Below are 26,518 nucleotides of genomic sequence, written 5' to 3'. Positions count from 1 at the left end.
CGAAGATGACCAAGGACACCAGCGGCGACGTCCGCCTCGCCGGTATCAGCAAGACGTACGACAACGGTTTCACCGCCGTGCAGCCGCTCGACCTGACCGTGCCGCAGGGCTCCTTCTTCGCCCTGCTCGGCGCCTCCGGCTGCGGCAAGACCACCACCCTGCGCATGATCGCCGGCCTGGAGGAGCCCACCACGGGCACCGTCCACCTCGGCGACCAGGAGGTCACCCACCTCCAGCCGTACAAGCGTCCGGTGAACACCGTCTTCCAGTCCTACGCCCTCTTCCCGCACCTCGACATCTTCGAGAACGTCGCCTTCGGTCTGCGCCGGCGCGGCATCAAGAGCGTGAAGAAGCAGGTGGAGGACATGCTGGAGCTGGTCCAGCTCGGCGAGCAGGCCCGCAAGAAGCCGCACCAGCTCTCCGGCGGCCAGCAGCAGCGCGTCGCCGTCGCCCGCGCCCTGATCAACCACCCCAAGGTGCTGCTGCTCGACGAGCCCCTCGGCGCCCTCGACCTCAAGCTGCGCCGTCAGATGCAGCTGGAGCTCAAGCGCATCCAGACCGAGGTCGGCATCACCTTCATCCATGTCACGCACGACCAGGAGGAGGCCATGACCATGGCCGACACGGTCGCCGTGATGAACGCGGGCCGCGTCGAACAGCTCGGCTCGCCCACCGACCTCTACGAGAACCCGAACACCACCTTCGTCGCCAACTTCCTCGGCACCTCGAACCTGATCGAGGCCGAGGTCGACACCAGGAACGGCGACGACATCGTCCTCAAGGCGGGCGGCGGCAAGCTGGTCCTGCCCGAGGCGCGCTGTTCCGCGCCCACGACGACCGGCGGCAAGGTCCTGGTCGGCGTACGCCCCGAGAAGATCTCCCTCACCCACGCCGACGACGCGGGCGAGATCGCCGAGGGACGCAACCGCATCACCGGAAGGATCGCCGACTCCTCGTTCATCGGCGTCTCCACCCAGTACGTCATCGACAGCCCCGTCTGCCCGGAGTTCGAGGTCTACGCGCAGAACATCGACCGCGACGCCCGGCTGGTGCCCGGCGCCGAGGTCGTCCTGCACTGGAACCCGGCCCACACCTTCGGCCTCGACGCGGACCAGGACATCGACGCCGGCGTCGCCGAGGTCGATGAGGAGGCAGCCTGATGGCCGCCGTCACCGAGGCGCCGCCCCTGGCGCCGGCCCCCCGGAAGAAGCCCCCGCGCAAGCGGGGCCGCCTGGTGCCGTACTGGCTGCTGCTGCCCGGCATCCTCTGGCTGATCGTCTTCTTCGCGCTGCCGATGATCTACCAGGCCTCCACGTCCGTGCAGACGGGCTCCCTGGAGGAGGGATACAAGGTCACCTGGCACTTCGCCACCTACTGGGACGCGCTGAGCGAGTACTGGCCGCAGTTCCTGCGCTCGGTCTCCTACGCCGCCGCGGCCACGGTGCTGTGTCTGCTGCTCGGGTATCCGCTGGCGTACCTGATCGCGTTCCGCGCGGGACGCTGGCGGAACCTGATCATGATCCTGGTGATCGCGCCGTTCTTCACCAGCTTCCTGATCCGCACCCTGGCCTGGAAGACGATCCTCGCGGACAACGGTCCGGTCGTGCACACCCTGAACAACCTGCACATCCTGGATCTGACCAACTGGCTGGGCTGGACGGCCGGCGACCGGGTGCTGGCGACACCGCTCGCGGTGGTGTGCGGGCTGACGTACAACTTCCTGCCGTTCATGATCCTGCCGCTGTACACCTCGCTGGAGCGCATCGACGGGCGGCTGCACGAGGCGGCCGGCGACCTGTACGCGAAGCCCTTCACCACCTTCCGCAAGGTGACCTTCCCGCTGTCGATGCCGGGCGTGGTCTCCGGCACCCTGCTGACCTTCATCCCGGCGGCCGGCGACTACGTCAACGCGGACCTGCTCGGCTCGACGGACACCCGGATGGTCGGAAACGTCATCCAGACGCAGTTCCTGAGAATTCTCGACTATCCGACGGCCGCCGCCCTCTCCTTCATCCTCATGGCCGCGATCCTCATCATGGTCACCATCTACATCCGCAAGTCCGGGACGGAGGATCTGGTTTAAATGGCCTTCGTCAACTGGCTCAAGCGGCATCTCGTCGTCATCGCGGGACTGATCACCCTCGGATATCTGCTGCTCCCCAACGTCATCGTGACGGTGTTCTCCTTCAACAAACCGAAGGGGCGCTTCAACTACGAGTGGCAGCAATTCTCCCTGGACGCCTGGAAACAGCCCTGCGGAGTCGCCGACATGTGCGGCTCGCTCTCCATCAGCCTGCAGATCGCCACGCTCGCGACCATCGGCGCGACGATCCTCGGCACGATGATCGCCTTCGCCCTGGTCCGCTACCGCTTCCGCGCGCGGGGCTCCGTGAACTCGCTGATCTTCCTGCCGATGGCGATGCCCGAGGTCGTGATGGCGGCCTCGCTGCTCACCCTGTTCCTCAACCTGGGTGCCCAGCTGGGCTTCTGGACGATCCTGATCGCCCACATCATGTTCTGCCTCAGCTTCGTCGTGGTCGCGGTGAAGGCGCGTGTGATGTCGATGGACCCGCGCCTTGAGGAGGCCGCACGGGATCTGTACGCCAGCCCCGCGCAGACCTTCCTCAGGGTCACCCTGCCGATCGCGGCACCGGGAATCGCCGCGGGCGCGCTGCTGTCCTTCGCGCTCTCCTTCGACGATTTCATCATCACCAACTTCAACGCGGGCTCGACCGTCACCTTCCCCATGTTCGTCTGGGGTTCGGCACAGCGCGGAACACCCGTCCAGATCAATGTCATCGGTACGACCATGTTCCTGGTCGCCGTGCTGCTGGTCCTGACCTCCATGGTCATCGGCAACCGCCGCAACAAGCAGAAGGCATAACCACCTGTAGGGAGTTGAAATCATGGCCCCAAGCGCCATGAGCCGTTGGACGAAGGCACTTTCCGAAGCCCAGCCGGTCCCGTACTGGCTGGAAGACCCCGGCAAGCCCCACCCCGAGCCCGCGCTCACCGGCGCCGAGACCTGCGATCTCCTGGTCGTCGGCGGCGGCTACAGCGGACTGTGGACCGCGCTGATCGCCAAGGAGCGCGACCCCGGACGGGATGTCGTCCTGCTGGAAGGCCGGGAGGCGGGCTGGGCCGCCTCCGGGCGCAACGGCGGCTTCTGCGCCGCCTCCCTCACCCACGGTCTGCCCAACGGCCTGGCTCGCTGGCCGGACGAGATCCACCGGCTCCAGGAGCTGGGTGCCCGCAACCTCGACGAGATCGAGAAGGCGGTCACCCGCTACGGCCTCGACTGCGACTTCGAGCGCACCGGCGAGATCGACGTGGCGACCGAGAGGTACCAGGCCCGGGAACTGCGGGAGTGGTACGGGGAGATGGAGCGCGCGGGCCTCGCCGAGGGCGTGGAGTTCCTGGACGCCGACGCGGTGCGCGAGCAGGTCGACTCACCGACCTTCCGGGCGGGTCTGTGGGACCGCAAGGGCGTCGCCATGCTCCACCCCGCCAAGCTCGCCTGGGGCCTCAAGCGCGCCTGCCTCCACCTCGGCGTACGCGTCTACGAGCACACCCCCGCCCTTTCGCTGAAACCGTACGGTGGCGGGATGGCCGTCAGCACTCCGTACGGCTCGGTCCACGCGCGCAAGGTCGCGCTCGGGACCAACATCTTCCCCAACCTGCTCAAGCGGGTAAGGGCGTACACCGTCCCGGTCTACGACTACGCCCTGATGACCGAGCCGCTCACCGCCGACCAGCTGGCCTCGGTCGGCTGGAAGAACCGCCAGGGCCTCGGCGACTCGGCGAACCAGTTCCACTACTTCCGGCTCTCCGCCGACAACCGCGTCCTGTGGGGCGGCTACGACGCCGTCCACCACTACGGCGGCCGGGTGCGCGCCGAGTACGACGACCGTCCGGAGACCTACGCCAAGCTCGCCGGGCACTTCTTCACGTGCTTCCCGCAGCTGGAGGGCGTCCGCTTCACCCACGCGTGGGGCGGCGCGATCGACACCTGCTCCCGCTTCTCCGCGTTCTTCGGCACCGCGCACCAGGGAAAGGTGTCGTACGCGGCCGGCTACACGGGCCTGGGCGTCGGCGCCACCCGCTTCGGGGCCGAGGTCATGCTGGACCTGCTGGCGGGGGAGACCACGGAGCGCACCGCGCTGGAGATGGTCCGCAAGAAGCCGCTGCCGTTCCCGCCCGAGCCCTTCGCCTGGACCGGGATCGCCCTCACCAAGTGGTCCCTCGCCCGCGCCGACACCCACGCGGGCCGTCGCAACCTGTGGCTGCGCACGATGGACAGACTGGGTCTCGGTTTCGACAGCTAGTCGTTCGCATGTGACCCAGTTCACTCCGAAGGGTGAACGAAACCCGCGTAATGCAGACCGGGAGACCTCCGTCTCTCCCCTGACGCGACCTGCGTCCAGGAGAGACAGGAGGTCTTCTCATGACTGGGGCGAAGACGGCGGTCGAGTGGCTGGCATCCGTTGCTCCTGATCCCGAGGCCTGCCGCTGGGAGTGGGAGCGCAACCCCCTCGGGGTCGCGCTGCTGCCCGCGGGCAAGGCCTGGGACGTGCTGATCCTGCCGGGTGAGCTCGGCTATCCCACGCTCGACGTCCTCACCCGCATCCTCGACCAGATGGGCCCGGTGCTGGTCGATTTCGGGGACGCGCGCATGGGGTTCTTCGTGCCGCCCGGCACCGCGGCCCGCTGGCTGGGCACCGGCATCCGCACGGCCGGCGCCGGCACCTGGATCGTGGTGCCCTACCCGGGCCGCTCCACCGGCGGTGTCCGCTGGCTGGTCCCCCCGGACGGCTCGGGCACCCTCACCGACCCGGCGCTCCTCGAACTGGCGATGCACGAGGCGGCGGCGGGACTCGCGAGCGAGGAGGGCACATGACGGCCGTCTGAGGGCCCGGCGGCTTCACTCCTGTGAGTGAGCCAGAAACAGCCACAGAGCGGTGAGCAGGGTGGTGCACAGGCACCAGCTGGCGATCACGTCGAGCGGCCAGTGGTAGCCGCGCCTCACCAGCCCGAAGCCGACCCCGAGATTGAGCACGGCACACAGGACGACCAGGCCGCGGCGGGCGTACGCCGACCGCAGCCAGGGGAACAGGAGCAGGGCCGCCGCTCCGTAGGCGACGGCGGCCGTGGCCGTGTGGCCGGAGGGGTAGTAGCCGGTGGCCGGGGGCACCACGGGGGTGCCCGGCCGGGCGACGAGCTCCTTGACGGGGACGACCAGCGCCGGGACCAGGGCCATCACGACGGCGGCGGCGAGCGGCGGCAGCCACCAGCGGCGCGTACCGGCCCGGCGGCCCCGCCGGGCGACGTGAACGAGGACGAGGACCAGGACGGGCACCGCGACCTCGACGTTCCCGAGGTCGGAGAGGCCTCCGGAGAAGCGGTCCGGGTGGACGAGGGCGTGGCTGACCCGCTCGTCGACGCGCAGAAGCAGGCCGCCGGAGACGACCTGCCAGGTGATCAGCGCGAAGAGGAGGGCCGGAAGCCCGAGAAGGAAGAAGGAGGCCGGCCGCCCCGGAACAGGGGGGGTGGTTCCGGGGCGGCCGATCAGATCGGATGGACGCCCACCCCGGGGGGTTTGGGGCGGGCGCTTGTCCGATCGGTGAGGAGATCCGGAGCCAGAAGCTCCGGTTGTGTGCGCGAGGGCACGACCAGGACGTAGCTGGGGAGGCCACGGCCTGATGTCGCCCACAGTCCCCTGTGGGCGGGGTGTATCTCTCATCTGGGTAGAACCTACGGCAGTCCGGTGGCCGAAGACAGACGCATTCCCGTCCCTCCGTCCACCCCGCACACCTTCTTCACACGGCCTGTCGTTCGCCGTGCGAAACGGCTCAGATCCGAGCGAAAGCCTGCTCGATGATGTCGAGACCCTCGGTCAGGAGGTCCTCGCCGATCACCAGCGGGGGCAGGAAGCGCAGGACGTTGCTGTAGGTGCCACAGGTCAGGACCAGCAGGCCCTCCTGGTGGCAGGCCTTGGCGAGCGCCGCGGTCGCCTCCGGGTTCGGCTCCTTGGTCGTACGGTCCTTCACCAGCTCGATGGCGATCATCGCGCCCCGCCCGCGGACGTCCCCGATGATGTCGAACTTCTCGGCCATGGCGCCCAGCCGGGCCTTCATGACGGCCTCGATCGCCTTCGCCCTCGCGTTGAGGTCCAGCTCCTTCATCGTCTCGATGGAGCCGAGCGCGCCGGCGCAGGCGACCGGGTTGCCGCCGTAGGTGCCGCCCAGGCCGCCCGCGTGGGCGGCGTCCATGATCTCCGCGCGGCCCGTGACGGCGGCCAGCGGCAGACCGCCGGCGATGCCCTTGGCGGTGGTGATCAGGTCCGGGACGATGCCCTCGTCCTCGCACGCGAACCACTGGCCGGTACGGCAGAACCCGGACTGGATCTCGTCGGCGACGAAGACGATGCCGTTGTCGGAGGCGAACTGCCTGAGCGCCGGCAGGAAGCCCTTGGCGGGCTCGATGAAGCCGCCCTCACCGAGGACCGGCTCGATGATGATCGCGGCCACGTTCTCCGGGCCGACCTGCTTGGTGATCTGGTCGATGGCCTGCGCGGCGGCCTCCGGCCCGGCGTTGTCCGGACCGGTCGGCCAGCGGTAGCCGTAGGCGACGGGCACGCGGTAGACCTCGGGCGCGAACGGCCCGAAGCCGTGCTTGTACGGCATGTTCTTCGCCGTCAGCGCCATCGTGAGGTTGGTGCGGCCGTGGTAGCCGTGGTCGAAGACGACGACGGCCTGGCGCTTGGTGTGGGCACGCGCGATCTTGACGGCGTTCTCGACGGCCTCGGCGCCGGAGTTGAAGAGCGCCGACTTCTTGGCGTGGTCACCCGGGGTGAGCTCGGCGAGGGCCTCGGCGACCTCCACGTAGCCCTCGTACGGGGTGACCATGAAACAGGTGTGGGTGAAGTCCGCGAGCTGCGCGGACGCCCGGCGTACGACGGCCTCGGCGGACGCGCCGACGGAGGTCACGGCGATGCCGGAACCGAAGTCGATCAGCCGGTTGCCGTCGACGTCCTCGATGATCCCGCCGCCCGCGCGCGCGGTGAACACGGGCAGCACGGAGCCCACGCCCTGCGCGACCGCGGCGGTACGGCGGGCCTGCAGCTCCTGCGACTTCGGGCCGGGGATGGCGGTGACGACGCGGCGCTCCTGAGGAAGTGCGCTCATGAGGGGCTCCTGGGGAATGCGGGGTTCTACGGATGGGCTTTTCGGACTCTTGCCTTCTTTTCTCGCAGGCTAGGGCCGGGTGAGGGGGGTGGGCATGCTCCATGTGGGCGGTGTCGCGAGACGGGATTGTCCGCGATGGACATGGCGTATGTCGCGAGGCTCGGCCGCGTAACGGTGAACTCCCCTTGCCCGGGCGTTAGATTGACCGCTGATGGTGGACGGAACGGCTGGTCAAGGGGCGAGGGCGATGGACAGCGACGGGACGCAGGACGCGCGGGGTACGCATGCGAATCCTGTGCCGCGTCCGGCGAGGCCGGCGGAGGTGCCGGCGATGCCGCCGCGGCCCACCCAGGCGCCGCTGGTGCCCCCGCGGCAGGACGGATCGGCGTTCCTGACCTGGCTGCGCACCGCCCGCCCGGAGGCGGCCCCCGGCATCTGGCGCTTCGGATACCGGCCCCGGCCGACCGAGGAGCCCGAGGAGATCCCGAACCGGCAGCTGCTGAGCGGAGCGCTGATCGCGTTCCTGGTCGGCTGGCTCGTGTGGTCGCTGCTGCAGAACGGCTATCTGGGCGAGTGGTGGTGGCTGCCGTTCAAGCTGCTCGTCCCGGACTCCTGGCGCGGCACCAGCAGCGAGGTCGGCAACACCCTCCTCTACCAGGGATACCAACTGCTGGTCGCCCTGGCCATCATGCTGACGGTGGGCAAGCTGGGCCGCTGGGGCGAGGTCTGGCGGCGCTTCCTCCTGCCTCTGGTGAAGCGTCCCGAGCCCCGGCAGGCGCCCGCGCCCGCGGCGGAGGAGGACCCCGCGCACTGGAACCAGCTGCGTGCCGCCGGGGCCCATGACGCGGCCGACCGGCTCACCGCGGCGGCGCGGTCCGGGCAGATGGGCGACGTCGACCACGCCCGTATCGTCCGCGCCTGGCAGGGCGTGCGCAGCGGTCGGCACAGTCTCGCCGCCTTCACCGGGGCCGTGCTCAAGGACGGTGCCGCCGCCTGTCTGCATCCCTCCGGCGACCGCGACCTGCCCGCCCGGCTGGCCCGGCACGATCTGATCACCGGGCAGGTACGGCTGGGCAGCACCGCGGACGATCCCCGCAACCCCTACGGCTACCGGGGCACCGGCCTCGGACTCGGCCCCGATCTGCTGGGCACCTCGCTGGTCGCCGTCGGCCCGGCCGGCTCCGGCAAGACCGGCTCGCTCGTCCGGCCGCTCGCGGAGTCACTGTGTCTGCAGGCCCTGGCCGGCCGGGCCGCGGTGGTGGTCGTCGGGACCCCGGGCGCCGGGCTCGGCCCCACCGACGCCTATGACGTCGTCGTACGCATCGGCAATCCCGAATCGGTCTACGACCTCGATCTGTACGGCGGCACCACGGACCCGGACGAGGCGGCGGCCGTGCTGGCCGAGGCGCTGGTCGGGGATCTCGCCGAACCGCACGCGGGCGGTGACAGCCGCCGCTCCACGACCGTGCTGGCCCAGCTGCTCGGCCCGTTCCGCGCGGTGCACGGCCGCTGGCCCGCCGTACCGGAGCTGCGGCAGCTGCTCGACGGCGCCGCCGGACCGCTGGCCGCCCTTCGGCAGGCGCTGGAGGACTCCGGCCAGGAGGCGCTGCTGCGGGAACTCGACGCCCGCGAACGGCAGGCGGGGCACGGCGGAGACGTGGGCGGCGTCCTCGCGGACCGGGTGGCGCTGCTCGACCGGCCCGCCTTCGCCGGGTTCTTCGACACCTCCGGGCAGTCGAGGCCCTTCTCCCTCAAGGCACTCGACCACCCGGTGCGGGTGCGCATCGACCTTCCCGAGCGCGGCCACGCCGACGCCTCCCGCATGCTGGCGCGGCTGGTGCTGGCGCAGTTCACGGCGAGTGTGGCGGTGCGTGAGGACCGGTCGCTGTTCGCCTGTCTGGTGCTGGACGACGCGACGGGGGTCGTCACACCGGAGGCGGTGCGCGGGATCCAGCGGCTGCGGTCGGCGAACGCGGGGGCCGTGCTGACGCTGCGGACCCTGGACGACGTACCGAGGCCGTTGCGCGGTCCGCTGCTGGGGGCCACCGGGTGCCGTATGGCGCTCTCCGGGCTCACCCCCTGGGACGGGCAGGACTTCGCGGAGGTGTGGGGCAAGGAGTGGATCGAGGCGCGGGACGTCACCGACCGGCAGATCATCGCCGAGACCCCGGCCGGCAAGGCCCTGCACATGCTGCGCCGGGTGATCACCGGCAAGGCGCCGACGCAGCGGGCGGTGACCGTCCGGCAGGTCGAGCGCGAGCGGTGGTCGGCGTCCGAGCTGGCGCACGGGGTGCCGCCCGGACACGCCGTGCTGTCGCTGACGAATGTGCAGGGTGAGCACGCGCCCCCGTTGCTGGTGGATCTGCGGGGGCAGGGCCGGACTTCCGGCCGCCGGGGACCGTACGGTGAGGCAGAATCGGCATAGGCCGTTCATACTCGGCGGCCAAAAGATCGCAAGGTTCGCCCGATCCCCGCCGACCTGACCTGAAGGCCTCATGCCCCCGACGCTCGCCTCGCTGGTCCACCACTCCGCGCTCAAGCTGACCGTGCGGGCGGGCGGGGACCGCCTGGACGTGCCCGTGCGCTGGGCGCATGTCAGCGAGCTGGCCGACCCCGTGCCGTACATGGAGGGCGGGGAGCTGCTGCTGGTCACCGCGTTGAAACTGGACGCGGAGGAACCGGAGGCGATGCGGCGCTATGTGAAGCGGCTGGTGGGCGCGGGCGTCGTCGGCCTCGGCTTCGCCGTGGGGGTCAACTACGAGGAGATCCCCAAGGCCCTCGTCGACGCGGCGGAGGAGGAGGGGCTGCCGCTGCTGGAGGTGCCGCGGCGAACGCCGTTCCTCGCCATCAGCAAGGCCGTCTCCGCCGCCATCGCGGCCGACCAGTACCGCGCGGTCACGGCCGGCTTCGCCGCCCAGCGCGAACTGACCAGACAGGCCATCGCCGAGGGACCGGAGGGCCTCCTCTCCGCGCTCGCCGCACAGGTCGACGGCTGGGCGGCCCTCTACGACGCCTCCGGCGCCGTGGTCGCCACCGCACCGGAGTGGGCGGGGCGGCGGGCCGCGCGGCTGACCGCGGACGTGGAGCGGCTGCGGGAGCGGCCGGCGCCGGCCTCCTCGGTGGTCGGCGGTCCCGACAACGAGGACCGGGTCGAACTGCACTCGCTCGGCACCGGGCGGCGGGCGCGGGCCGCGCTGGCCGTGGGCACGGCCGCGGCGCTCGGCACGGCGGAGCGGTACGCCGTCCACTCGGCCATCGCGCTGCTGACCCTCACCACGGAACGGTCTCGGTCCCTGCAGGCCGCCGAGCAGCGGCTCGGGGCAGCGGTGCTGCGGATGCTGCTCGCCGGGGAGCCGGACCACGCGCGGGCCGTGGCGGGGGATCTGTACGGAGGGTTGCTGGACGCGCCGTTCCGGATGATCCTCGCCGAGGCCGCGTCGGCGGGGACCGTACGGATGTCGGTGGACTCGCACGCGCCGGCGGGGGGTGCGAAACCGGCCGCCGGCGCGGAGGGTGACGCGCTCGCCGCGCTCGCCGAGATCGTGGAGTCCGCCGGGGCGCGGGCCGGGGAGGCCGTGCTGGTGGTGCCCGAGGGGGAGGGGGAAGGGGCGCGGCTGGTGGTGCTCGCGGCGGACGGGGGTGCGGGCGTCGCCGCGTGCGGGGAGTACGCGGCCGCGGTGGAGGCGGCGCGGGCCGGTGCCTCCGCCGGGGGCGGGAGCGACGAGGAGGAGCTGGTCGTGGGGGTGTCGGCGCCGGTCGGCCCGATCGCGGCCGCGGCGGCGTACAAGCAGGCGGAGCAGGCCCTGTCGGTGGCCCGGCGGCGCGGGCGGGCGTACGTGGAGCATGAGCAGCTGGCGGCGGGGTCCGTGCTGCCGTTGCTGGCCGACGACGCGGTGAAGGCGTTCGCGGACGGGCTGCTGCGGCCGCTGTACGAGCATGACGCGACCGGGCGGGGGGATCTGGTGGCCTCGCTGCGGGCGTGGCTGTCGCGGCATGGGCAGTGGGACGCGGCGGCCGCGGATCTGGGGGTGCACCGCCATACCCTGCGGTACCGGATGCGGCGGGTCGAGGAGATCCTGGGGCGGTCGCTGGACGATCCGGATGTACGGATGGAGCTGTGGCTGGCCCTGAAGGCGACGTCGGCCGAGTAGGCCTGCGCGCCGGACGGGCCGGCCTTGCTTCCGGGGTGCCAAACAGGCGCCCTCGTTCGTCCTACTGCTCCACTCCGGCCAAACACACCCTCAGTCCCACCCGCCTACCGTGGGACTCGAAAGCCCTGCACACACCCCTACCGCCGAAGGGCCGGGACTCGCACATGACCTCCACCACCGCCTTCTGGCTCGCCGGCCGCCAGGCCTCCGGCGAGGACACCTTCGACGTCACCTCCCCGTGGGACGGCCGGCTCGTCGCCAAGGTGAGCGTGCCGACGGACGCCCAGGTCGAGGAGGCCGTCGCCGCCGCCCACGCCGTACGGGACGAGTTCGCGGCCACCCCCGCCCATGTCCGCGCCGCCGCCCTCGACCACGTCAGCCGGCGTCTCGTCGAGCGCACCGAGGACATCGCCCGGCTGATCTCCGCCGAGAACGGCAAGCCGATCAAGTGGGCGCGCGGTGAGGTCGGCCGGGCCGTGTCCGTCTTCCGGTTCGCGGCCGAGGAGGCCCGGCGCTTCAACAGCGGTGAGGCCCAGCGGCTCGACACCGACCTCGGCGGTCAGGGGCGCCTCGCCCTCACCCGCCGCTTCCCCAAGGGCGTCGTCCTCGGTATCGCGCCCTTCAACTTCCCGCTCAACCTCTGCGCCCACAAGATCGCCCCCGCGATCGCGGCCGGCGCGCCGATCATCCTGAAGCCGGCGCCCGCCACGCCGCTCTCCGGGCTGATCATCGGCGACCTGCTCGCCGAGACCGAGCTTCCGGCCGGTTCCTGGAGCATCCTCCCGGTCGCCAACGACAGGATGGCCGCCCTGGTCCAGGACGAGCGGCTGCCGGTGATCTCCTTCACCGGTTCCGAGAAGGTCGGCTACTCGATCATGGACTCGGTGCCGCGCAAGCACTGCACGCTGGAGCTCGGCGGCAACGGTGCCGCGGTCGTCCTCGGCGACTACGCCTCCGACGCGGACCTCGACTGGGCCGCCACCCGTATCGCCACCTTCTCCAACTACCAGGGCGGCCAGTCCTGCATCTCCGTGCAGCGGGTCATCGCCGACGCGTCGGTGTACGACCGGCTGCTGCCGCGCATCGTCTCCGCCGTGGAGGCCCAGGTCACCGGCGACCCGAGCGACGACAAGACGGACGTCGGCCCGCTGGTCAGCGAGGACGCGGCCAAGCGCGTCGAGTCGTGGGTGAAGGAGGCGGTGGAGGCGGGCGCGACCCTGCTCACCGGCGGCGACCGTGACGGCGCCTCCTACGCGCCGACCGTCCTCACCGACGTACCGGCCGACACCACCATCTCCTGCGAGGAGGTCTTCGGGCCCGTCCTCACCGTGCAGAAGGTGGACGGCGAGGCGGCGGCCTTCGCCGCCGTCAACTCCTCCAAGTACGGCCTCCAGGCAGGCGTGTTCACCCATGACCTGCAGGCCGCCTTCCGGGCCCACCGCGCCCTGGAGGTGGGCGGCGTGGTCATCGGCGACGTGCCCTCCTACCGCGCCGACCAGATGCCGTACGGCGGCGCCAAGCAGTCCGGCGTCGGCCGCGAGGGCGTGAAGTTCGCGATGGACGACTACACCTACGAGCGGGTGCTGGTCCTCACCGGACTCGCCCTCTAGCCGGTCGCCGGCCGACCGGCCTAGTTAACGACAATCGTTTTCATGTAAGCTCCTCGAAGAGGCCCGGCACCGATGCCTTCCGGTGCCGGGCCCCTTCTGTCCGTCGGCCGGTCCGGACCCTCAACCGGAGAAGCCGACGTGCGCGAGCCGCAGCGGGCCGCGCAGCCTGAGGTGTACGTCCCGCACGCCCTCGGCGACGACGCCGGCCGTGAGGGTGGTGTAGTCGTACGGGGAGGGTGTGGCGTCCTTCAGCTCCAGTGCGGCCAGTACGGCGCCGCCGTCCAGGGAGAGTTCGACCGTGCCCTCGCCCGCCACGGTCACCCGCACCTCCGTGACACCGTTCCCCAGGTCGCAGTCGCGGTAGAGCAGTTCGGCCACCCGGTCCGGCTCCGGGGTCACCGCGTCGCCCGCCGTCTTCGTCCGGTCGACGAGGGCGGCACCGCTCTGCTCGTCGAAGTCGGCCGCGTCCAGGCCGCGGAGGAGCACCGGGCGCGGAGCGTGCGGCTCACCGTCCAGCAGGACCGTCGTACGCAGCCGCACGTCCTCGCTGGAGGCGCCGGCCAGGAGCTCGTACGGGCCCGGTTCCCGGCGCCACCCGCCCCGGGCCACGTCCCAGAACTCGAAGGCGGAGAGCGGGACTTCGTAGGAGAGGGTCCTCCGCTCGCCGGGGGCGAGCGTGGTGCGGCTGTGGGCCAGGAGTTCGCGCCGGGGGCGGGGGACCGTCGGTTCCACGGCGCGGGCGTAGAGCTGGGGGACCTCGTCGGCCGTGATGTCCCCGGTGTTGGTGACCGTGAAGGTCACGTGCAGGGTGGAGCCGTCCACCCGCGTGACCAGGTCGCCGTAGGAGAAGGTCGCGTACGACAGGCCGTGTCCGAACGGGAACAGGGGTGTGCCCTCGAAGTACAGATACGTCTGGCGGCCACCGATCACGTCGTAGTCGAGGAGGTCGGGCAGGTCGCCGTCGCTCTCGTACCAGGTCTGCGGGAGGCGGCCGGCGGGGGAGACCTCGCCGGACAGGACGCGGGCCAGTGCGGTGCCCGCCGCCTGGCCGCCGTGGGACATCCACAGGGCCGCGGGAAGGGCGGAGGTGGCGACGGTGTACGGGTAGGCCGAGACCAGGGCCAGTACCGTGCGCGGGTTCGCGGCGCGGGCCGCGCGCAGGAGGCGTTCCTGGTGGGCGGGGAGGCGCAGGGTCGTACGGTCCTCGGTCTCGCGGCCGTTGATGTGCGGGTCGTTGCCCGCCACGACCACGACCACGTCGGCCTGCTCGGCGACCCGCCGCACCGCTTGCTCGCCCCGCTCGGTGATGATCAGCTCCAGGACTTCCGGCCGCGCGCCGGATTCCGGATCCGCATCGGCAACCCTCACACCGTCGGCGGCGACACAGACATGGCGACCGGTACCGATGTGCCTGAGGAGGTGACCGTTCCCGTGGCGTTCCAGGCGGAAGGTCTCCTGGACGATCCAGCCTCCGGGCTGGTCGGCGGAGGCGCGTACGTACCCGTCGTCGGCGACCGAGAGATAGCGGCCGTCGGGAGCGCGCAGGGTGAGAACGCCGTCACCCCAGTCGATCAGGGCGAGTTCGGTGCCGGTCGGGCCGGTGGTCAGGGGCGGGAGGTCGGTGCGGCCGGCGAGCAGGGCCGGGTCCAGGGCGCCCTCGGCTCCGCGCACCTGGTCGTCGGCGTCCACCGCGGGGACATGGAAGAAGTCGCCCGACGACGTCCGCAGCCGGACCCGGTCCACACCCTCCGCGAACTCCACGCGCTCGGCGCCGAACTGCTCGTACAGACCCTCCAGGGGAGTGGAGCGGTGGATCAACGTGCCGCTGTACCAGTCGAGTTTGCACTCGTCGGCCAGCAGACCGACCACCGCGACCCGGGTGTCGGGGGCGAGGGGCAGCACACCGTCGTTCTTCAGCAGCACGATCGACTGCTCGGCGGCCTCCCGTGCGAGCGCGCGGTGGGCCGGGGTGTCGAAGTCGTGGACGCCCGCGTGGGGGTCGTAACGCGGGTCGAACTCGCCGAGGCGGAAGCGGACGGAGAGCTGACGGCGGACGGCGGCGTCGATGTTGGCCTCCGTCAACAGGCCCTGCTCGTACGCCTTCTTGACCCGCGCCACGATCTGCGCGCTGTCGGTGCCGTGGTCGGTGAAGCTGTCGACGCCGGCCCGCAGCGCCGCCGCCGTGGCCTCCTCGTGGGTGTCGTGATAGTGCTCGAAGTCGACCAGGTTGGAGGGCGCGCCCGCGTCCGAGCAGACCAGCAGATGCTCGTCCGTCCACGCGCGCAGCTGCTCGCGCAGATACGGGGAGACGTGGTTGGGGCGGCCGTTGACCAGGTTGTACGCCGGCATGACGCCGGCCACCGCCCCCGCCTCGACCGTCTCGCGGAAGGCGCGCAGATCGTACTCGTGCAGCACGCGCGGGCGGACCGAGGACGACGAGGTCGCCCTGTCCGTCTCGTTGTTGTGGGCCAGCCAGTGCTTGAGGACGGGGGCCGTGCGCCAGTACGTGGGGTGGTCGCCGCGCAGACCGCGGGTGTAGGCGGTGGCGATGGCGGAGGTGAGCTTCGGATCCTCCGAGTAGCCCTCCTCGTTGCGGCCCCACAGGGGGTGGCGCAGCAGGTTCACCGTGGGGGACCAGACGTTGAGGCCCACCCGGTCGTCCTTGGCCCGCAGGGCGCGGACCTCCTTGGAGACGGCCTCTCCCACACGGCGTACGAGATCCGTGTTCCAGGTGGCGCCGAGGCCCACCGCCTGCGGGAACACCGTGGCGGGACCCATCCAGGCCACGCCGTGCAGGGCCTCCTGGCCGGTGCGCCAGGCGGCGACGCCGAGGCGGTCCACGGCCGGCGCGTACTGGTGGAGGAAGGAGATCCTCTCGTCGAGCGTCAGCCGCCCCAACAGGTCGTCGATGCGCTTCGCGAACGGCAGGTGCGGGTCGCGGAACGGAGGCGTGGACGGCGTCTGTTCGGTCACGTGGGGATCCCCTTGCGATGGAGCGACGGAGCACTTTCGAAGCGCTTCGATGCTCATTCGACGCATGGGTGGGTGTCAAGAGACAGGCATGGATAGTTCATGCGGCGCATAAGAACAGGTCGGGTGTGAGAGCACGCAGGAATCTTGGAATCGACCCTTGTGCACCCCCAGGCGTTCACTTAACCTCACAGCAACATCGAAGCGCTTCGACTACGGAACCATTCGATATGCGTCGGAGGTCCGCTTCAGCTCAGCCAGTTCCACTCAAGACACCGCAGCCGACGGCCACCGCCGGGTGTCCTGGTGCGCCACGAAGGGTTGACGCAATGACGCCGAACGCCGCTTCCCCCGCTTCCGGCTCCTCCGGACCGAGCCGAAGAAGCTTCCTCGCATCAACCGCCGTCGCCACGGCGGCGGTCGCGGGCGGGATGCCGTTGCTTGCCGCCTGCGGGGGCTCGGAGAGCGGGTCGGGCGGGGGCACGACGTCCGGCAAGAACGCGAAGAAGATCCTCCCGGCCCATGTGGCCAGCAACGTGGTGACGCCGGACATCCCGTCGAAGAACGGCTCGTCCATGGGCTTCACCGGCAAGCTCGACGTGGCCACCCTCAAGACCTCGGTGCCCGAGAAGCTCGGCAAGGGCGGCAAGGTCACCATCATGTCGCCGTTCTGGGGCTCACCGCCGAAGCAGAACTGCGCCTACTACACCGCGGCCAACGCCATGATCGGCGTCGACGTCCAGTGGCAGAACCAGGACGGCAACACCTACGACCAGAAGCTCGGCGCGGTCCTCGCCTCCAGCGACATCCCGGACGTGGTGGTCATCCCGGGCTGGAACATGACCGCGAAGATACCCAGCGCCATCATCGGCAAGTTCGCCGACCTCGGCCCGTACCTGTCCGGTGACAAGGTCAAGGACTACCCGAACCTCGCGGCGATCCCCACCGACGCCTGGCAGCGGTCCATCTTCGGCGGCAAGCTGATGGGCCTGCCGATGCCGGCCTCGTACGTCCAGAACATCGTGCCCCTCTACCGGCAGGACGTCTTCGACAAGCAGGGCTACCAAGTCCCCAAGTCCGCCGACGAGTTCATGTCCCTGGCCAAGGAGATCACCAACGCCAGGGCCAAGCGGTGGGCCTGCGGCGACATGAAGTGGACCGCCTTCAACACCTTCGGGGTGATCAGCGGCGGCGAGAAGTCGCTCAGCTGGACCATGGTCGACGGCAGGATGACCCACCGCATGGAGACCCCGGAGTACCTCGAAGCGCTGGAGTGGACGCGCAAGCTGTTCGCCGCCCAGTACGTCCACCCCGACTTCTACCTCGGCAAGAGCCAGGCCACCGACCCCAGTTCCAAGTTCGCCGCGGGCGAGTTCCTGATCTGGAACAACGACATCTCCAACTGGTACGGCCAGCAGGCCATCCAGGCCGCCCAGAACCCCGGCTTCAAGGTCTGGGGCATGGACCTCTGGGGCCACGACGGCGGCAACCCCGTGCTGTGGGCCGCGAACCCGGCCGGAATCTTCGCCTTCATCAACAAGAAGGCCTCCCCGTCCGTCATCCACGACGTGCTGTCCGTCGCCAACCTCACCGCGGCGCCGTACGGCACCAAGGAGTGGATGATGACCAACTACGGCGTCGAGGGCACCGACTACACCCTGAAGGACGGTGTCCCGGTCAAGACCGACAAGGGCAACAACGAGGTCTCCAACGCCTACGTCATGGTCGCGAGCCCCGCCGCGACCATCGCCCACCCCGACTTCCCCGACTACACCAAGGGGATGGTCGAGTGGCAGCAGCGGATGGGCGCCTTCACCAAGAAGTCGTCCTTCTGGGGCCTCCAGATCGTCGAGCCCAACCGCTTCACCAACCTCACCAACGACATGGAGCAGTTGGAGGACGACATCGTCCGCGGGCACAAGAAGATCAGCGACATGCAGCAGTTCATCTCCGACTGGAAGGCGAAGGGCGGGGACCGGCTGCGCGACTGGTACAAGAAGCTCCTCGACGACAACGGCTCGGCGGCGAGCTGACCCCGGCACCGACGCAAGGAGAACCGCCGTGTCCCACAGCACGGTGCCTCGGAGCAGCGCCGAGGCCACTACGCCGGTGAAGGCCCCGGTGGCGTCCGGCGGCGCCACCGGTTCCCGGGAGAAGAAGGTGCCGGACAAGCCGGCCTTCCGGCTCAGGTTCCGGCGCGACCGGCTCCTGATCCTGATGACCGTCCCCGCCGTCGTTCTGCTCCTGGTCTTCAACTACCTGCCGATCCTCGGCAACGTGGTCGCCTTCCAGGACTACGACCCCTACGTCAGCGACAACGGCGTCGTCGCGATCCTGCACAGCCCCTGGGTGGGCCTGGAGAACTTCCAGCAGATCTTCGCCGACTCGGCGTTCTGGAACGCGGTGCAGAACACACTGGTCCTGTTCTTCGTCCAGCTCGTGCTGTACTTCCCGATCCCGATCCTGCTCGCGCTGCTCATCAACAGCGTGGTCCGGCCCCGGGTCAGGGCGCTCTCCCAGGCGATCCTGTACCTCCCGCACTTCTTCTCCTGGGTGCTGGTCATCGCCGTGTTCCAGCAACTGTTCGGCGGCGCCGGGCTGTTGTCGCAGCTGCTGCGCCAACACGGCTTCGACGGGCTGAACATCATGACCGACCCGTCGACCTTCAAGTTCCTCATCACCGCGCAGAGCGTCTGGAAGGACGCCGGGTGGGGGATCATCGTCTTCCTCGCCGCGCTGGCCTCGGTCCCGCCGGACCTGTACGAGGCGGCCGCGATGGACGGCGCCGGGCGCTGGCGCCGGATGTGGCACGTCACCCTGCCGGCGCTGCGGCCGGTCATCGCCCTGCTGCTGGTGCTGCGCGTGGGCGACGCGCTGACCGTCGGCTTCGAGCAGATCCTGCTCCAGCGCGACGCCGTGGGACCCGGAGCCGGGGAGGTGCTCGACACCTTCGTGTGGTGGAACGGCGTCCGCAACCAGGACTTCAGCTACGCGGCCGCCGCCGGTCTCATCAAGGGCGTCGTCAGCATCGGACTGGTCCTCGCCGCGAACAAGGTGGCCCATCTCATGGGCGAGCAGGGGGTGTACCAGAAGTGAGCGCCGTCATCGACAAGCCCACGCGCGAGCCCGCGGCCCCCGGCCGGGGACGGTGGGCGGCCCCGCCCCGCCCGGTGTGGGAGGAGGAGCCCGGCAAGGTCGGGCTCGCAGGCAAGGGACTGGTCCTCTCACTCGCCTGTCTGGGCATCCTGTTCCCGCTGTGGATCGTCGTGGTCACCAGTCTGTCGTCCCGGAAGACCATCAGCGAGGCCGGCGGCCTGGTGATGGTGCCCAAGGGGATCACCCTCATCGCCTACAAGGAGCTGCTGAGCGGGGGCCAGGTCACCCGCGCCGCGATCATCAGCGTGCTGATCACGCTGGTCGGCACGTTGTTCTCGATGACGGTGTCGGTGCTGTGCGCGTACGGGCTCTCGCGGACCGGGTCGCTCGGGCACCGGTGGATCCTGATGCTTCTGCTGGCGACGATGTTCTTCAGCGCCGGACTCATCCCGACGTATCTGCTGGTGCAGTCGCTCGGGCTGACGGACTCGTATCTCGCGCTGATCCTGCCGAGCGCGATCAGTGTCTTCAACATCCTCGTGCTGCGCGGGTTCTTCACGGGGATATCGCAGGAACTCATCGACAGCGCGCGGATCGACGGGGCCGGGGACTTCCGGATCCTGTGGCAGATCGTGATGCCGCTGTCCCGGGCCGTGCTGGCGGTCATCACCCTGTTCTACGCGGTCGGCTACTGGAGCGCCTGGTTCAACGCGTCGCTCTATCTCAACGACCAGAACATGATGCCGCTGCAGAACGTGATGATCCAGCTGGTGCAGAAGCAGCAGGCGCCGGTGGGGCTGGGGCAGGCGATCCGGACGGGGCAGCTGTCGGGGCTTGCCGTCCAGATGGCGGTGATGGTGATGGCTCTGCTGCCGGTGGCCGTGCTCTCGCCTTTCGTGCAGCGGCATTTCAAGAAGGGGATGCTGACCGGCGCGGTCAAGGGGTGACCGGCGCCTATTGAGGTGGGGGCTGTTGTCCGACGGCGGCTGCGGGTCGGGAGTGGCTGGTCGCGCAGTTCCCCGCGCCCCTGAGGTAGGTCCCCCACCCCCTGATCAAAGAGCGAGGTATGTCATGGGCATGTCCCATCTGAGTCGTCGTGCCGTTCTTGGTGGTGCCGCTGCTGCCGCTGCGGTCGCCGCCGTACCGTTTCTGCCCGGCCACGCGCAAGCAGCTGGGGTTGCTTCCGCCGTCCCCGCCTACCGCTGGCGCAACGCCGTCATCGGCGGCACCGGATTCGTCACCGGCGTGCTCTTCCACCCGTCCGTCCGAGGCCTCGCCTACGCCCGGACCGACATCGGCGGCGCCTACCGCTGGGACGACCGCGCCGCCCGCTGGACTCCGCTCACCGATCACCTCGGCTGGGACGACTGGAATCTGCTCGGGGTCGAGGCCATCGCCGTCGATCCCGCCCATCCGGACCGGGTCTACCTCGCCCTCGGCACCTACGCCCAGTCCTGGGCAGGCAACGGGGCCGTGCTGCGGTCCGACGACCGGGGCGCCACCTGGAGCCGCACCGATCTGAACGTGAGGCTCGGGGCCAACGAGGACGGGCGGGGGGCCGGGGAGCGGCTGCTCGTCGACCCTCGCGACAGCGACACCCTGTGGCTCGGGACCCGGCACGACGGGCTGCTCAGGTCGACCGACCGGGGCGCCACCTGGGCGGCCGCCGGCGGCTTTCCGGGCACGCCGAGCGCCGACGGCCAGGGTGTCGTCCTCCTCGTCGCCGTCGGGCGGGCCGTCTACGCCGGGTGGGGGGACGGGGGCGGGACCTCCGCCAACCTGTTCCGCACCGTGGACGGGACGTCCTGGGAAGCCGTGCCCGGGCAGCCCGCCGGCACCGCCGCCAAGGTGCCGATCCGCGCCGCCTACGACTGCCACACCCGCGACCTGTACGTCACCTACGCCGACGCGCCCGGCCCCAACGGGCAGTCCGCCGGCAGTGTGCACAAGCTCTCCGTGCCCACCGGCGGATGGACCGAGGTCACGCCGGTGCGGCCCGGCGGGACCACGGACGAGGGCTCCGCCGACACCTTCGGGTACGGCGGGGTCGCCGTCGACGCCCGCCGGCCGGGCACCGTGGTCGTCTCCACCAACGACCGCTGGGCGGCCGTCGACACCCTGTACCGCACCACGGACGGCGGCCGCACCTGGACGTCCCTGAAGGACACCGCGGTCCTCGACGTGTCCGAGACGCCGTTCCTCACCTTCGGCGCCGACCGGCCCAAGTTCGGCTGGTGGATCCAGGCCGTCGCCGTCGACCCGTACGACTCCCGGCACATCGTGTACGGGACCGGCGCCACCCTCTACGCCACCCGCGACCTCACGCACTGGGCCCCGGAGATCCGCGGTCTGGAGGAGACCTCCGTACGCCTGCTGATCTCGCCGCCGGTCGGTCGGGCGCACCTGATCAGCGGGCTCGGGGACGTCGGCGTGATGTACCACGAGCGGCTCACCGCCTCGCCCTCCCGCGGCATGGCGGCGAATCCCGTGTTCGGGTCGGCGACGGGACTCGCGCAGGCCGCCGGCAGACCGGCGTATGTCGTGCGGACCGGGTTCGGCGACCACGGCAACGGGGCTTACTCGAACGACGGTGGACGAACCTGGACGCCCTTCGCGGGTCAGCCCGCCATCGCCAAGGACGCTCCGGGGCCGATCGCCGTCAACGCCGACGGCACCGTGCTGCTGTGGTCCTTCGTGCACTGGGACGGCACCAAGTACGCCGCCCACCGGTCCGTCGACGGCGGGGCCACCTGGACCGAGATCTCCTCCTTCCCGAAGGGCGCCACGCCGGTCGCCGACCCGGCCGACCCGACGCTCTTCTACGCGTACGACACCGATACGGGAAAGGTACTCGCCAGCACTGACAGTGGACTCTCCTTCACGGAGCGTGCCGGTGGGCTGCCCGCCGGGGACAGCCAGTTCGAGCTGGTCGCGGCGCCGGGCAGATCCGGTGACCTGTGGCTCTCCGGCAAGTGGAACGGGCTGTACCGGTCCACGGACGGCGGGCTCACCTTCTCCAAGGTCGCCAGCTGCTGGGCCTCGTACACCCTCGGCTTCGGCAAGGCGGCCGACGGTGCCGACTACCCGGCGCTCTACATGGTCGGCTCGACCGAGACCATCACCGCCGTGTACCGCTCCGACGACGGCGCGAGGAGCTGGGTACGCGTCAACGACGACCGGCATCAGTGGGGGTGGATCGGGGAGACCGTCACCGGCGACCCGCGGGTGTACGGGCGGGTCTACCTGGCCACCAACGGGCGCGGCATCCAGTACGGGGAGCCCGTCTGATGCCGGGCCTCGGCGACGCCACCCGCGGCCGGATCCTCTTCGGCGGCGACTACAACCCCGAGCAGTGGCCGGAGGAGACCTGGCACGAGGACGTCCGGTTGATGAAGGCGGCCGGGGTCAACTCCGTCACCCTCGGCGTCTTCTCCTGGTCCAGGCTCGAACCCCGCCCGGGTCAGCGGGAGTTCGGCTGGCTCGACACCCTCATGGACCTGATGCACGGCAATGGCATCGGCGTCGTCCTCGCCACGCCCACCTCCTCGCCCCCGCCCTGGCTCGGCCGGCTGCACCCCGAGACCCTGCCCCGCGACGAGGACGGCCGTACCGAGTGGTGGGGCGGGCGCCAGCACTTCTCGCACTCCAGCGCCGTGTACCGCCGCCATGCCGCCGCCATCACCGAGGACCTGGCCGCCCGTTACGGCGGTCATCCCGCCCTCACCATGTGGCACATCAACAACGAGTACTGCACCCATGACTGGGGCGACGAGGCCGCCGCCCGGTTCCGGGGGTGGCTGCGGAAGAGACACGGCAGCCTCGACGCGCTCAACTCCGCCTGGGGCACGGCCTTCTGGAGCCAGGGCTACGGCGACTGGGAGGAGATCCTGCCGCCGCGCCACGCGCACTACCTGAAGAATCCCGGGCAGGTGCTGGACTTCAAACGGTTCACCTCCGACATGCTCCTGGAGTGCTACGTCGCCGAGCGTGACATCGTCCGCCGGCACTCGCCCTCGCACATCCCGGTCACCACCAACTTCATGCCGCTGTGGGTCGGCCAGGACGCCTGGCGGTGGGCCGAGGAGGAGGATGTCGTCTCCGTCGACCTCTATCCCGACCCCCGTGACCCGCTGGGCGCCCAACAGGGCGCTCTCGTACAGGACATGACCCGCTCGCAGGCCCGTGGGCCCTGGATGCTCATGGAGCAGGCGGCGGGACCGGTGAACTGGCGGGGTGTGAACCACCCCAAGCCCCGTGGCCTCAACCGGCTCTGGTCCCTGCAGGCCGTCGCCCGTGGCGCCGACGCCGTCTGCTACTTCCAGTGGCGGCAGTCGAGGCAGGGCGCCGAGAAGTTCCACTCGGGGATGGTCGGCCACGCGGGGGAGCGGGGGCGGACGTACCAGGAGGTGAAGCGGCTCGGGGCCGAACTCGCCCGCATCGGAGCGGAGGTGACGGACAGTCACTCGCCCAACGACATTGCGATCCTCCACGACTGGCACTCCTGGTGGGCCGGCGCCCACGAAGGCCGCCTCTCCACTCGCGTCGACCACGCCCAGGTCCTCACCGCCTGGCACCGCGCCCTCTGGCAGGCCCACCTCACCACCGACTTCGCCCACCCCGAGCACGACCTCACCGGCTACCGGCTGGTCGTCGTCCCGCAGTCGTACCTCCTCACGGACGCGGCGATCGACAACCTCGTCGCATATGTGCGCGGCGGCGGCACCCTCGTCAGCGGCTTCCTGACCGGCATCGCCGACGAGGACGACCGGGTGCGCACCGGCGGCATGGACGCGCGGCTGCGCGACCTGTTCGGCATCCGCACCCTGCACGAGTGGTGGCCGCTGGACGAGGACGAGTACGTCGAGACCGACGATTTCCTCGGGACCCTGTGGTCGGAGGAGATCGAGAAGGACGAGGAAGCCTCGGCGGAGGTCCTCTACAAGGGCGGCGAGCTCGACGGACTGCCCGCCGTACTGCGCAGGGGAGGGGCCTGGTATCTCTCCACGCTTCCCGAGCCGGACGCCCTGTGCGCCCTCCTCGCCGGGATCGCCGCCGAGGCCGGCGTCCGTCCCGTCCTGCCCGGTCTGCCCGACCAGGTCGAGGCGGTCCGCCGTGGTGACCTGCTCTTCGTCCTCAACCACGGGCGCGAGCCGGTCACCGTGGAGGTGCCGGGCAGCCGTCGTGATCTGCTGACGGACACGGTTGTGGCGGGGCGGCTCACCCTCGACCGGTACGGCGTGGTGGTGTTGCGCTCATGAACAACCCCGCGCACAGCCCCGCCCCCGTCGTCCACGGCACCTGGGAACCCGCCCCCGCCGCCCGCTGGGAGGACGGTTTCCTGAGCGGCAACGGCCACCACGGCGCCCTCGTGTTCGGCGGACCGGACGACGAGCGGGTCGTCGTCACCCACCACACCCTGGTCCGCCCCAACGGCGGCGAGAGCGCCCGCCCGCCCCGGCTCGCCGACCGACTGTCCTCGTTGCAGGACCAGTTGCTGGCCGGCGAACCGTATGCCGCCGAGACCTTCACCGACGGCCGCGACCTGCAGTGGGTGCAGCCCTTCCATCCCGCTTTCCAGGTACGCCTGCGCAGGGCCCCCGGCGAGGAACCGCACTGCTACCGCCGGTCCGTCGACTTCGCCACCGGTGTCGTACGGGAGGGCTGCGAAGGCTGGACCAGCCGTGTCTTCGTCTCCCGCGCCGACGACGTGATCGTCCAGCGGGTCACCGCCGCCCACCTGCACATCGCCCTGGACCACCGGCTTTCGAACGCCCCCACGGGTCTCGCCGTCGGTGACGGCGCCGTCCTCACCCCCGAGGGCGCCCTGCTCACCCTGCGCGTCCGCTACCCCGACAGCGACACCGCCTACACCGGCCTGACCCTCGTCGTGGTCACCGGCGGCCGGGCGGCCCTCACACCGCCGGGCCTCGAGGTCACCGGCGCCGACTCCGTGCTCCTCCTCACCCGCGTCCTGCGCCACACCGGCGAGCTGGACACGACCGCCCACGGCGACGCCCTGCGCCAACTGGCCGCGAGCGGCGCGGAGCCGGGAGGGGTGCCGGGCGAGGAGTCGTACGACCGGCTGCTGGCCCGGCACACCGCTCTCCATCGCACCGCCTACGAGCGGGTGACCCTCGACCTCGACGCCGACCCGGTCCAACGTGCCCTTCCCGGCTCCGAGTTGCTGGAGAAGCACCCGGAGAGCCCCGCCCTCCTGGAGCGCCTGTTCGCCGCCGGCCGCTACCACCTGCTCTCCGCGAGCGGCGTCAACCCGCCCCGTCTCACCGGTCTGTGGACCGGCGACTGGAACACCGCCTGGTCCGGCGCCTTCACCAACGACGCCAACCTCAACCTCCAGACGGCGTCCCCCGCGGCGACCGCCCTCCCCGAAGTGACCGCGTCCCTGGCAGCCTTGATCCACCGTCAGCTCGACGACTGGGCCGAGAACGCGCGCACGGTCTTCGGCGCCCGTGGAGTCGTCGCCCCGGCCCACACCGACGGCGAGTCCGGGCTGTCGTACCACTTCAGCCGGGAGTACCCGCTCCACCTGTGGACGGCGGGCGCCGACTGGCTGCTCAAGCCGCTCGTCGACCATGACGAGACCCGCGGCGAGCACGACCCCCGTACGGCCGACGCCCTCGCCCGAGTCGCCCTGTTCTACGAGGACTTCCTCAGCCGTACGGACCCGGACGGCCGACTGGTGGTCGTCCCCTCCTACTCGCCCGAGAACCGTCCCGCGAACGCCAGTTGGGGTGCGATCAACGCGGCGATGGACCTCTCGGCCGCCCGGCACGCGCTGCTGACCGCCGCCGGCTACCGCCCGGACACCCCCGACGCGGACCGCTGGCGCGCGCTCGCGGACCGGCTGCCCCCGCACCGGATCAACCCCGACGGCGCGCTGGCCGAATGGGCCTGGCCAGGCCTGGAGGACACCTACGACCACCGCCATCTCAGCCATCTCTACGGTGTCTGGCCGCTCGACGAGATCAACCCGTACGACACCCCGGAACTCGCCGCCGCAGCCCACCGGGCCCTCGAACTGCGCGGCGCCGAGAACGACTCGGCCCACGGGCATCTGCACCACGCCCTGGTCGCGGCCCGGCTGCGCGACGGCGAACGGGTCGCGCACGCCCTCGGCCAGGTGCTCGAGGGCGACTTCTTCCACACCTCCCTGATGAGCGCCCACTACCCCGACCGTGACGTCTACAACGCCGACGCGGCACACACCCTGCCCGCCGTGCTCGTCGAGATGCTCGTGCAGTCCACACCCGACCGGCTGGTCCTGCTGCCGGCGCTCCCGGCGGCGTACCCGACCGGTCGACTCCACTGTGTCCGCACCCGCTTCGGGGCGGATGTCGATCTCACCTGGAACCCAGACGAGACCACGGTGGTGATCCGCCCCACCCGGACCCACCGCGTCGACCTCCGTACTTCCTCCGGCGCCCTGCCGATCGACCTGGTCGCCGGAGAAGACCACGTCCTCACCCTGGGGGCGTGGTAGCCACCC

17 protein-coding genes are annotated in these 26,518 nt (G+C 70.8%); 14 read left to right on the top strand and 3 right to left on the bottom strand.

From position 1 onward, the window contains the following. The first annotated feature begins 5 nt into the window (after window positions 1-5). From ABZT17_RS20875 to ABZT17_RS20855, 5 genes are all read left to right on the top strand, one after another. Window positions 6-1,160 carry an ABC transporter ATP-binding protein gene (locus ABZT17_RS20875; RefSeq protein ID WP_356350925.1) on the top strand — a complete coding sequence of 385 codons (1,155 nt, stop codon included), beginning with the start codon at window positions 6-8 and terminating at the stop codon, window positions 1,158-1,160. Further along, a complete protein-coding gene (locus ABZT17_RS20870; protein ID WP_356350885.1) occupies window positions 1,160-2,083 on the top strand; it encodes an ABC transporter permease in 924 nt (307 codons plus the stop codon). Before ABZT17_RS20875 ends, ABZT17_RS20870 begins: the two co-directional genes overlap by 1 nt. Next, window positions 2,084-2,884, top strand: coding sequence for an ABC transporter permease (locus ABZT17_RS20865; protein ID WP_356350883.1), 801 nt, complete (start codon window positions 2,084-2,086; stop codon window positions 2,882-2,884). 22 nt (window positions 2,885-2,906) lie between these two features. After that, window positions 2,907-4,325 (top strand): FAD-dependent oxidoreductase, encoded by a 1,419-nt coding sequence (locus ABZT17_RS20860; RefSeq protein WP_356350882.1) that lies wholly within the window; start codon window positions 2,907-2,909, stop codon window positions 4,323-4,325. A gap of 119 nt (window positions 4,326-4,444) precedes the next feature. Next, on the top strand, window positions 4,445-4,897 hold the full coding sequence (locus ABZT17_RS20855; RefSeq protein ID WP_356350880.1) for a hypothetical protein: 453 nt from the start codon (window positions 4,445-4,447) through the stop codon (window positions 4,895-4,897). Between the two features lie 24 nt (window positions 4,898-4,921). Here the strand turns inward: ABZT17_RS20855 and ABZT17_RS20850 are convergent, their stop codons facing one another. Beyond that, window positions 4,922-5,740, bottom strand: a complete 819-nt coding sequence (locus ABZT17_RS20850) for a phosphatase PAP2 family protein (RefSeq protein WP_356350878.1) — start codon at window positions 5,738-5,740, stop codon at window positions 4,922-4,924. 109 nt (window positions 5,741-5,849) lie between these two features. After that, window positions 5,850-7,184 (bottom strand): 4-aminobutyrate--2-oxoglutarate transaminase, encoded by a 1,335-nt coding sequence (gene gabT, locus ABZT17_RS20845; RefSeq protein ID WP_356350877.1) that lies wholly within the window; start codon window positions 7,182-7,184, stop codon window positions 5,850-5,852. A 247-nt stretch (window positions 7,185-7,431) separates the two neighbouring features. Between gabT and ABZT17_RS20840 the strand changes: the two genes are divergently transcribed. From ABZT17_RS20840 to ABZT17_RS20830, 3 genes are all read left to right on the top strand, one after another. After that, entirely contained in the window at window positions 7,432-9,609 is a 2,178-nt protein-coding gene (locus tag ABZT17_RS20840; protein ID WP_356350876.1) for an ATP-binding protein, read from the top strand. 70 nt (window positions 9,610-9,679) lie between these two features. Continuing rightward, window positions 9,680-11,335 (top strand): PucR family transcriptional regulator, encoded by a 1,656-nt coding sequence (locus ABZT17_RS20835; protein WP_356350875.1) that lies wholly within the window; start codon window positions 9,680-9,682, stop codon window positions 11,333-11,335. Window positions 11,336-11,499: 164 nt separating this feature from the next. Beyond that, a complete protein-coding gene (locus tag ABZT17_RS20830; protein WP_356350874.1) occupies window positions 11,500-12,945 on the top strand; it encodes an aldehyde dehydrogenase family protein in 1,446 nt (481 codons plus the stop codon). Between the two features lie 120 nt (window positions 12,946-13,065). Here ABZT17_RS20830 and ABZT17_RS20825 read toward each other — a convergent pair whose 3' ends face one another. After that, entirely contained in the window at window positions 13,066-15,918 is a 2,853-nt protein-coding gene (locus ABZT17_RS20825; RefSeq protein WP_356350873.1) for a glycoside hydrolase family 3 C-terminal domain-containing protein, read from the bottom strand. Window positions 15,919-16,244: 326 nt separating this feature from the next. Between ABZT17_RS20825 and ABZT17_RS20820 the strand changes: the two genes are divergently transcribed. The 6 genes from ABZT17_RS20820 (at window position 16,245) to ABZT17_RS20795 (ending at window position 26,512) form a co-directional block, all read left to right on the top strand. Continuing rightward, window positions 16,245-17,948, top strand: coding sequence for an extracellular solute-binding protein (locus ABZT17_RS20820; protein ID WP_356350872.1), 1,704 nt, complete (start codon window positions 16,245-16,247; stop codon window positions 17,946-17,948). Between the two features lie 28 nt (window positions 17,949-17,976). Continuing rightward, a complete protein-coding gene (locus ABZT17_RS20815; RefSeq protein WP_356350871.1) occupies window positions 17,977-19,011 on the top strand; it encodes an ABC transporter permease subunit in 1,035 nt (344 codons plus the stop codon). Further along, complete coding sequence (locus ABZT17_RS20810; protein ID WP_356350870.1) at window positions 19,008-19,958, top strand: carbohydrate ABC transporter permease; 951 nt, start codon at window positions 19,008-19,010, stop codon at window positions 19,956-19,958. The genes ABZT17_RS20815 and ABZT17_RS20810 overlap by 4 nt, the downstream gene beginning before the upstream one ends. Before the next feature lie 124 nt (window positions 19,959-20,082). Further along, window positions 20,083-22,299, top strand: a complete 2,217-nt coding sequence (locus ABZT17_RS20805) for a 1,4-beta-glucanase (protein ID WP_356350869.1) — start codon at window positions 20,083-20,085, stop codon at window positions 22,297-22,299. Beyond that, window positions 22,299-24,269, top strand: a complete 1,971-nt coding sequence (locus ABZT17_RS20800) for a beta-galactosidase (protein WP_356350868.1) — start codon at window positions 22,299-22,301, stop codon at window positions 24,267-24,269. Before ABZT17_RS20805 ends, ABZT17_RS20800 begins: the two co-directional genes overlap by 1 nt. Continuing rightward, the gene (locus ABZT17_RS20795; RefSeq protein WP_356350867.1) at window positions 24,266-26,512 is read left to right on the top strand and encodes a glycoside hydrolase N-terminal domain-containing protein; all 2,247 of its coding nucleotides are present in this window, start codon (window positions 24,266-24,268) and stop codon (window positions 26,510-26,512) included. The genes ABZT17_RS20800 and ABZT17_RS20795 overlap by 4 nt, the downstream gene beginning before the upstream one ends. Window positions 26,513-26,518 lie beyond the last annotated feature (6 nt).

The sequence above is a fragment of the Streptomyces sp. NPDC005648 genome, assembly GCF_040605395.1.
In the GTDB taxonomy this organism is placed as follows: Bacteria; Actinomycetota; Actinomycetes; order Streptomycetales; family Streptomycetaceae; genus Streptomyces.
This window is presented reverse-complemented; position numbering and strand designations above follow the sequence as displayed.

Excerpts from the sequence above, each read along its gene's own strand:
- ABZT17_RS20840 (WP_356350876.1), top strand. The coding sequence starts at position 7,432 with ATGGACAGCGACGGGACGCAGGACGCGCGGGGTACGCATGCGAATCCT.
- ABZT17_RS20850 (WP_356350878.1), bottom strand. The coding sequence starts at position 5,740 with ATGAGAGATACACCCCGCCCACAGGGGACTGTGGGCGACATCAGGCCG.
- ABZT17_RS20865 (WP_356350883.1), top strand. The coding sequence starts at position 2,084 with ATGGCCTTCGTCAACTGGCTCAAGCGGCATCTCGTCGTCATCGCGGGA.
- ABZT17_RS20830 (WP_356350874.1), top strand. The coding sequence starts at position 11,500 with ATGACCTCCACCACCGCCTTCTGGCTCGCCGGCCGCCAGGCCTCCGGC.
- ABZT17_RS20835 (WP_356350875.1), top strand. The coding sequence starts at position 9,680 with ATGCCCCCGACGCTCGCCTCGCTGGTCCACCACTCCGCGCTCAAGCTG.
- ABZT17_RS20800 (WP_356350868.1), top strand. The coding sequence starts at position 22,299 with ATGCCGGGCCTCGGCGACGCCACCCGCGGCCGGATCCTCTTCGGCGGC.
- ABZT17_RS20870 (WP_356350885.1), top strand. The coding sequence starts at position 1,160 with ATGGCCGCCGTCACCGAGGCGCCGCCCCTGGCGCCGGCCCCCCGGAAG.
- ABZT17_RS20795 (WP_356350867.1), top strand. The coding sequence starts at position 24,266 with ATGAACAACCCCGCGCACAGCCCCGCCCCCGTCGTCCACGGCACCTGG.
- ABZT17_RS20820 (WP_356350872.1), top strand. The coding sequence starts at position 16,245 with ATGACGCCGAACGCCGCTTCCCCCGCTTCCGGCTCCTCCGGACCGAGC.
- ABZT17_RS20875 (WP_356350925.1), top strand. The coding sequence starts at position 6 with ATGACCAAGGACACCAGCGGCGACGTCCGCCTCGCCGGTATCAGCAAG.
- ABZT17_RS20860 (WP_356350882.1), top strand. The coding sequence starts at position 2,907 with ATGGCCCCAAGCGCCATGAGCCGTTGGACGAAGGCACTTTCCGAAGCC.
- ABZT17_RS20805 (WP_356350869.1), top strand. The coding sequence starts at position 20,083 with ATGGGCATGTCCCATCTGAGTCGTCGTGCCGTTCTTGGTGGTGCCGCT.
- ABZT17_RS20855 (WP_356350880.1), top strand. The coding sequence starts at position 4,445 with ATGACTGGGGCGAAGACGGCGGTCGAGTGGCTGGCATCCGTTGCTCCT.
- gabT (WP_356350877.1), bottom strand. The coding sequence starts at position 7,184 with ATGAGCGCACTTCCTCAGGAGCGCCGCGTCGTCACCGCCATCCCCGGC.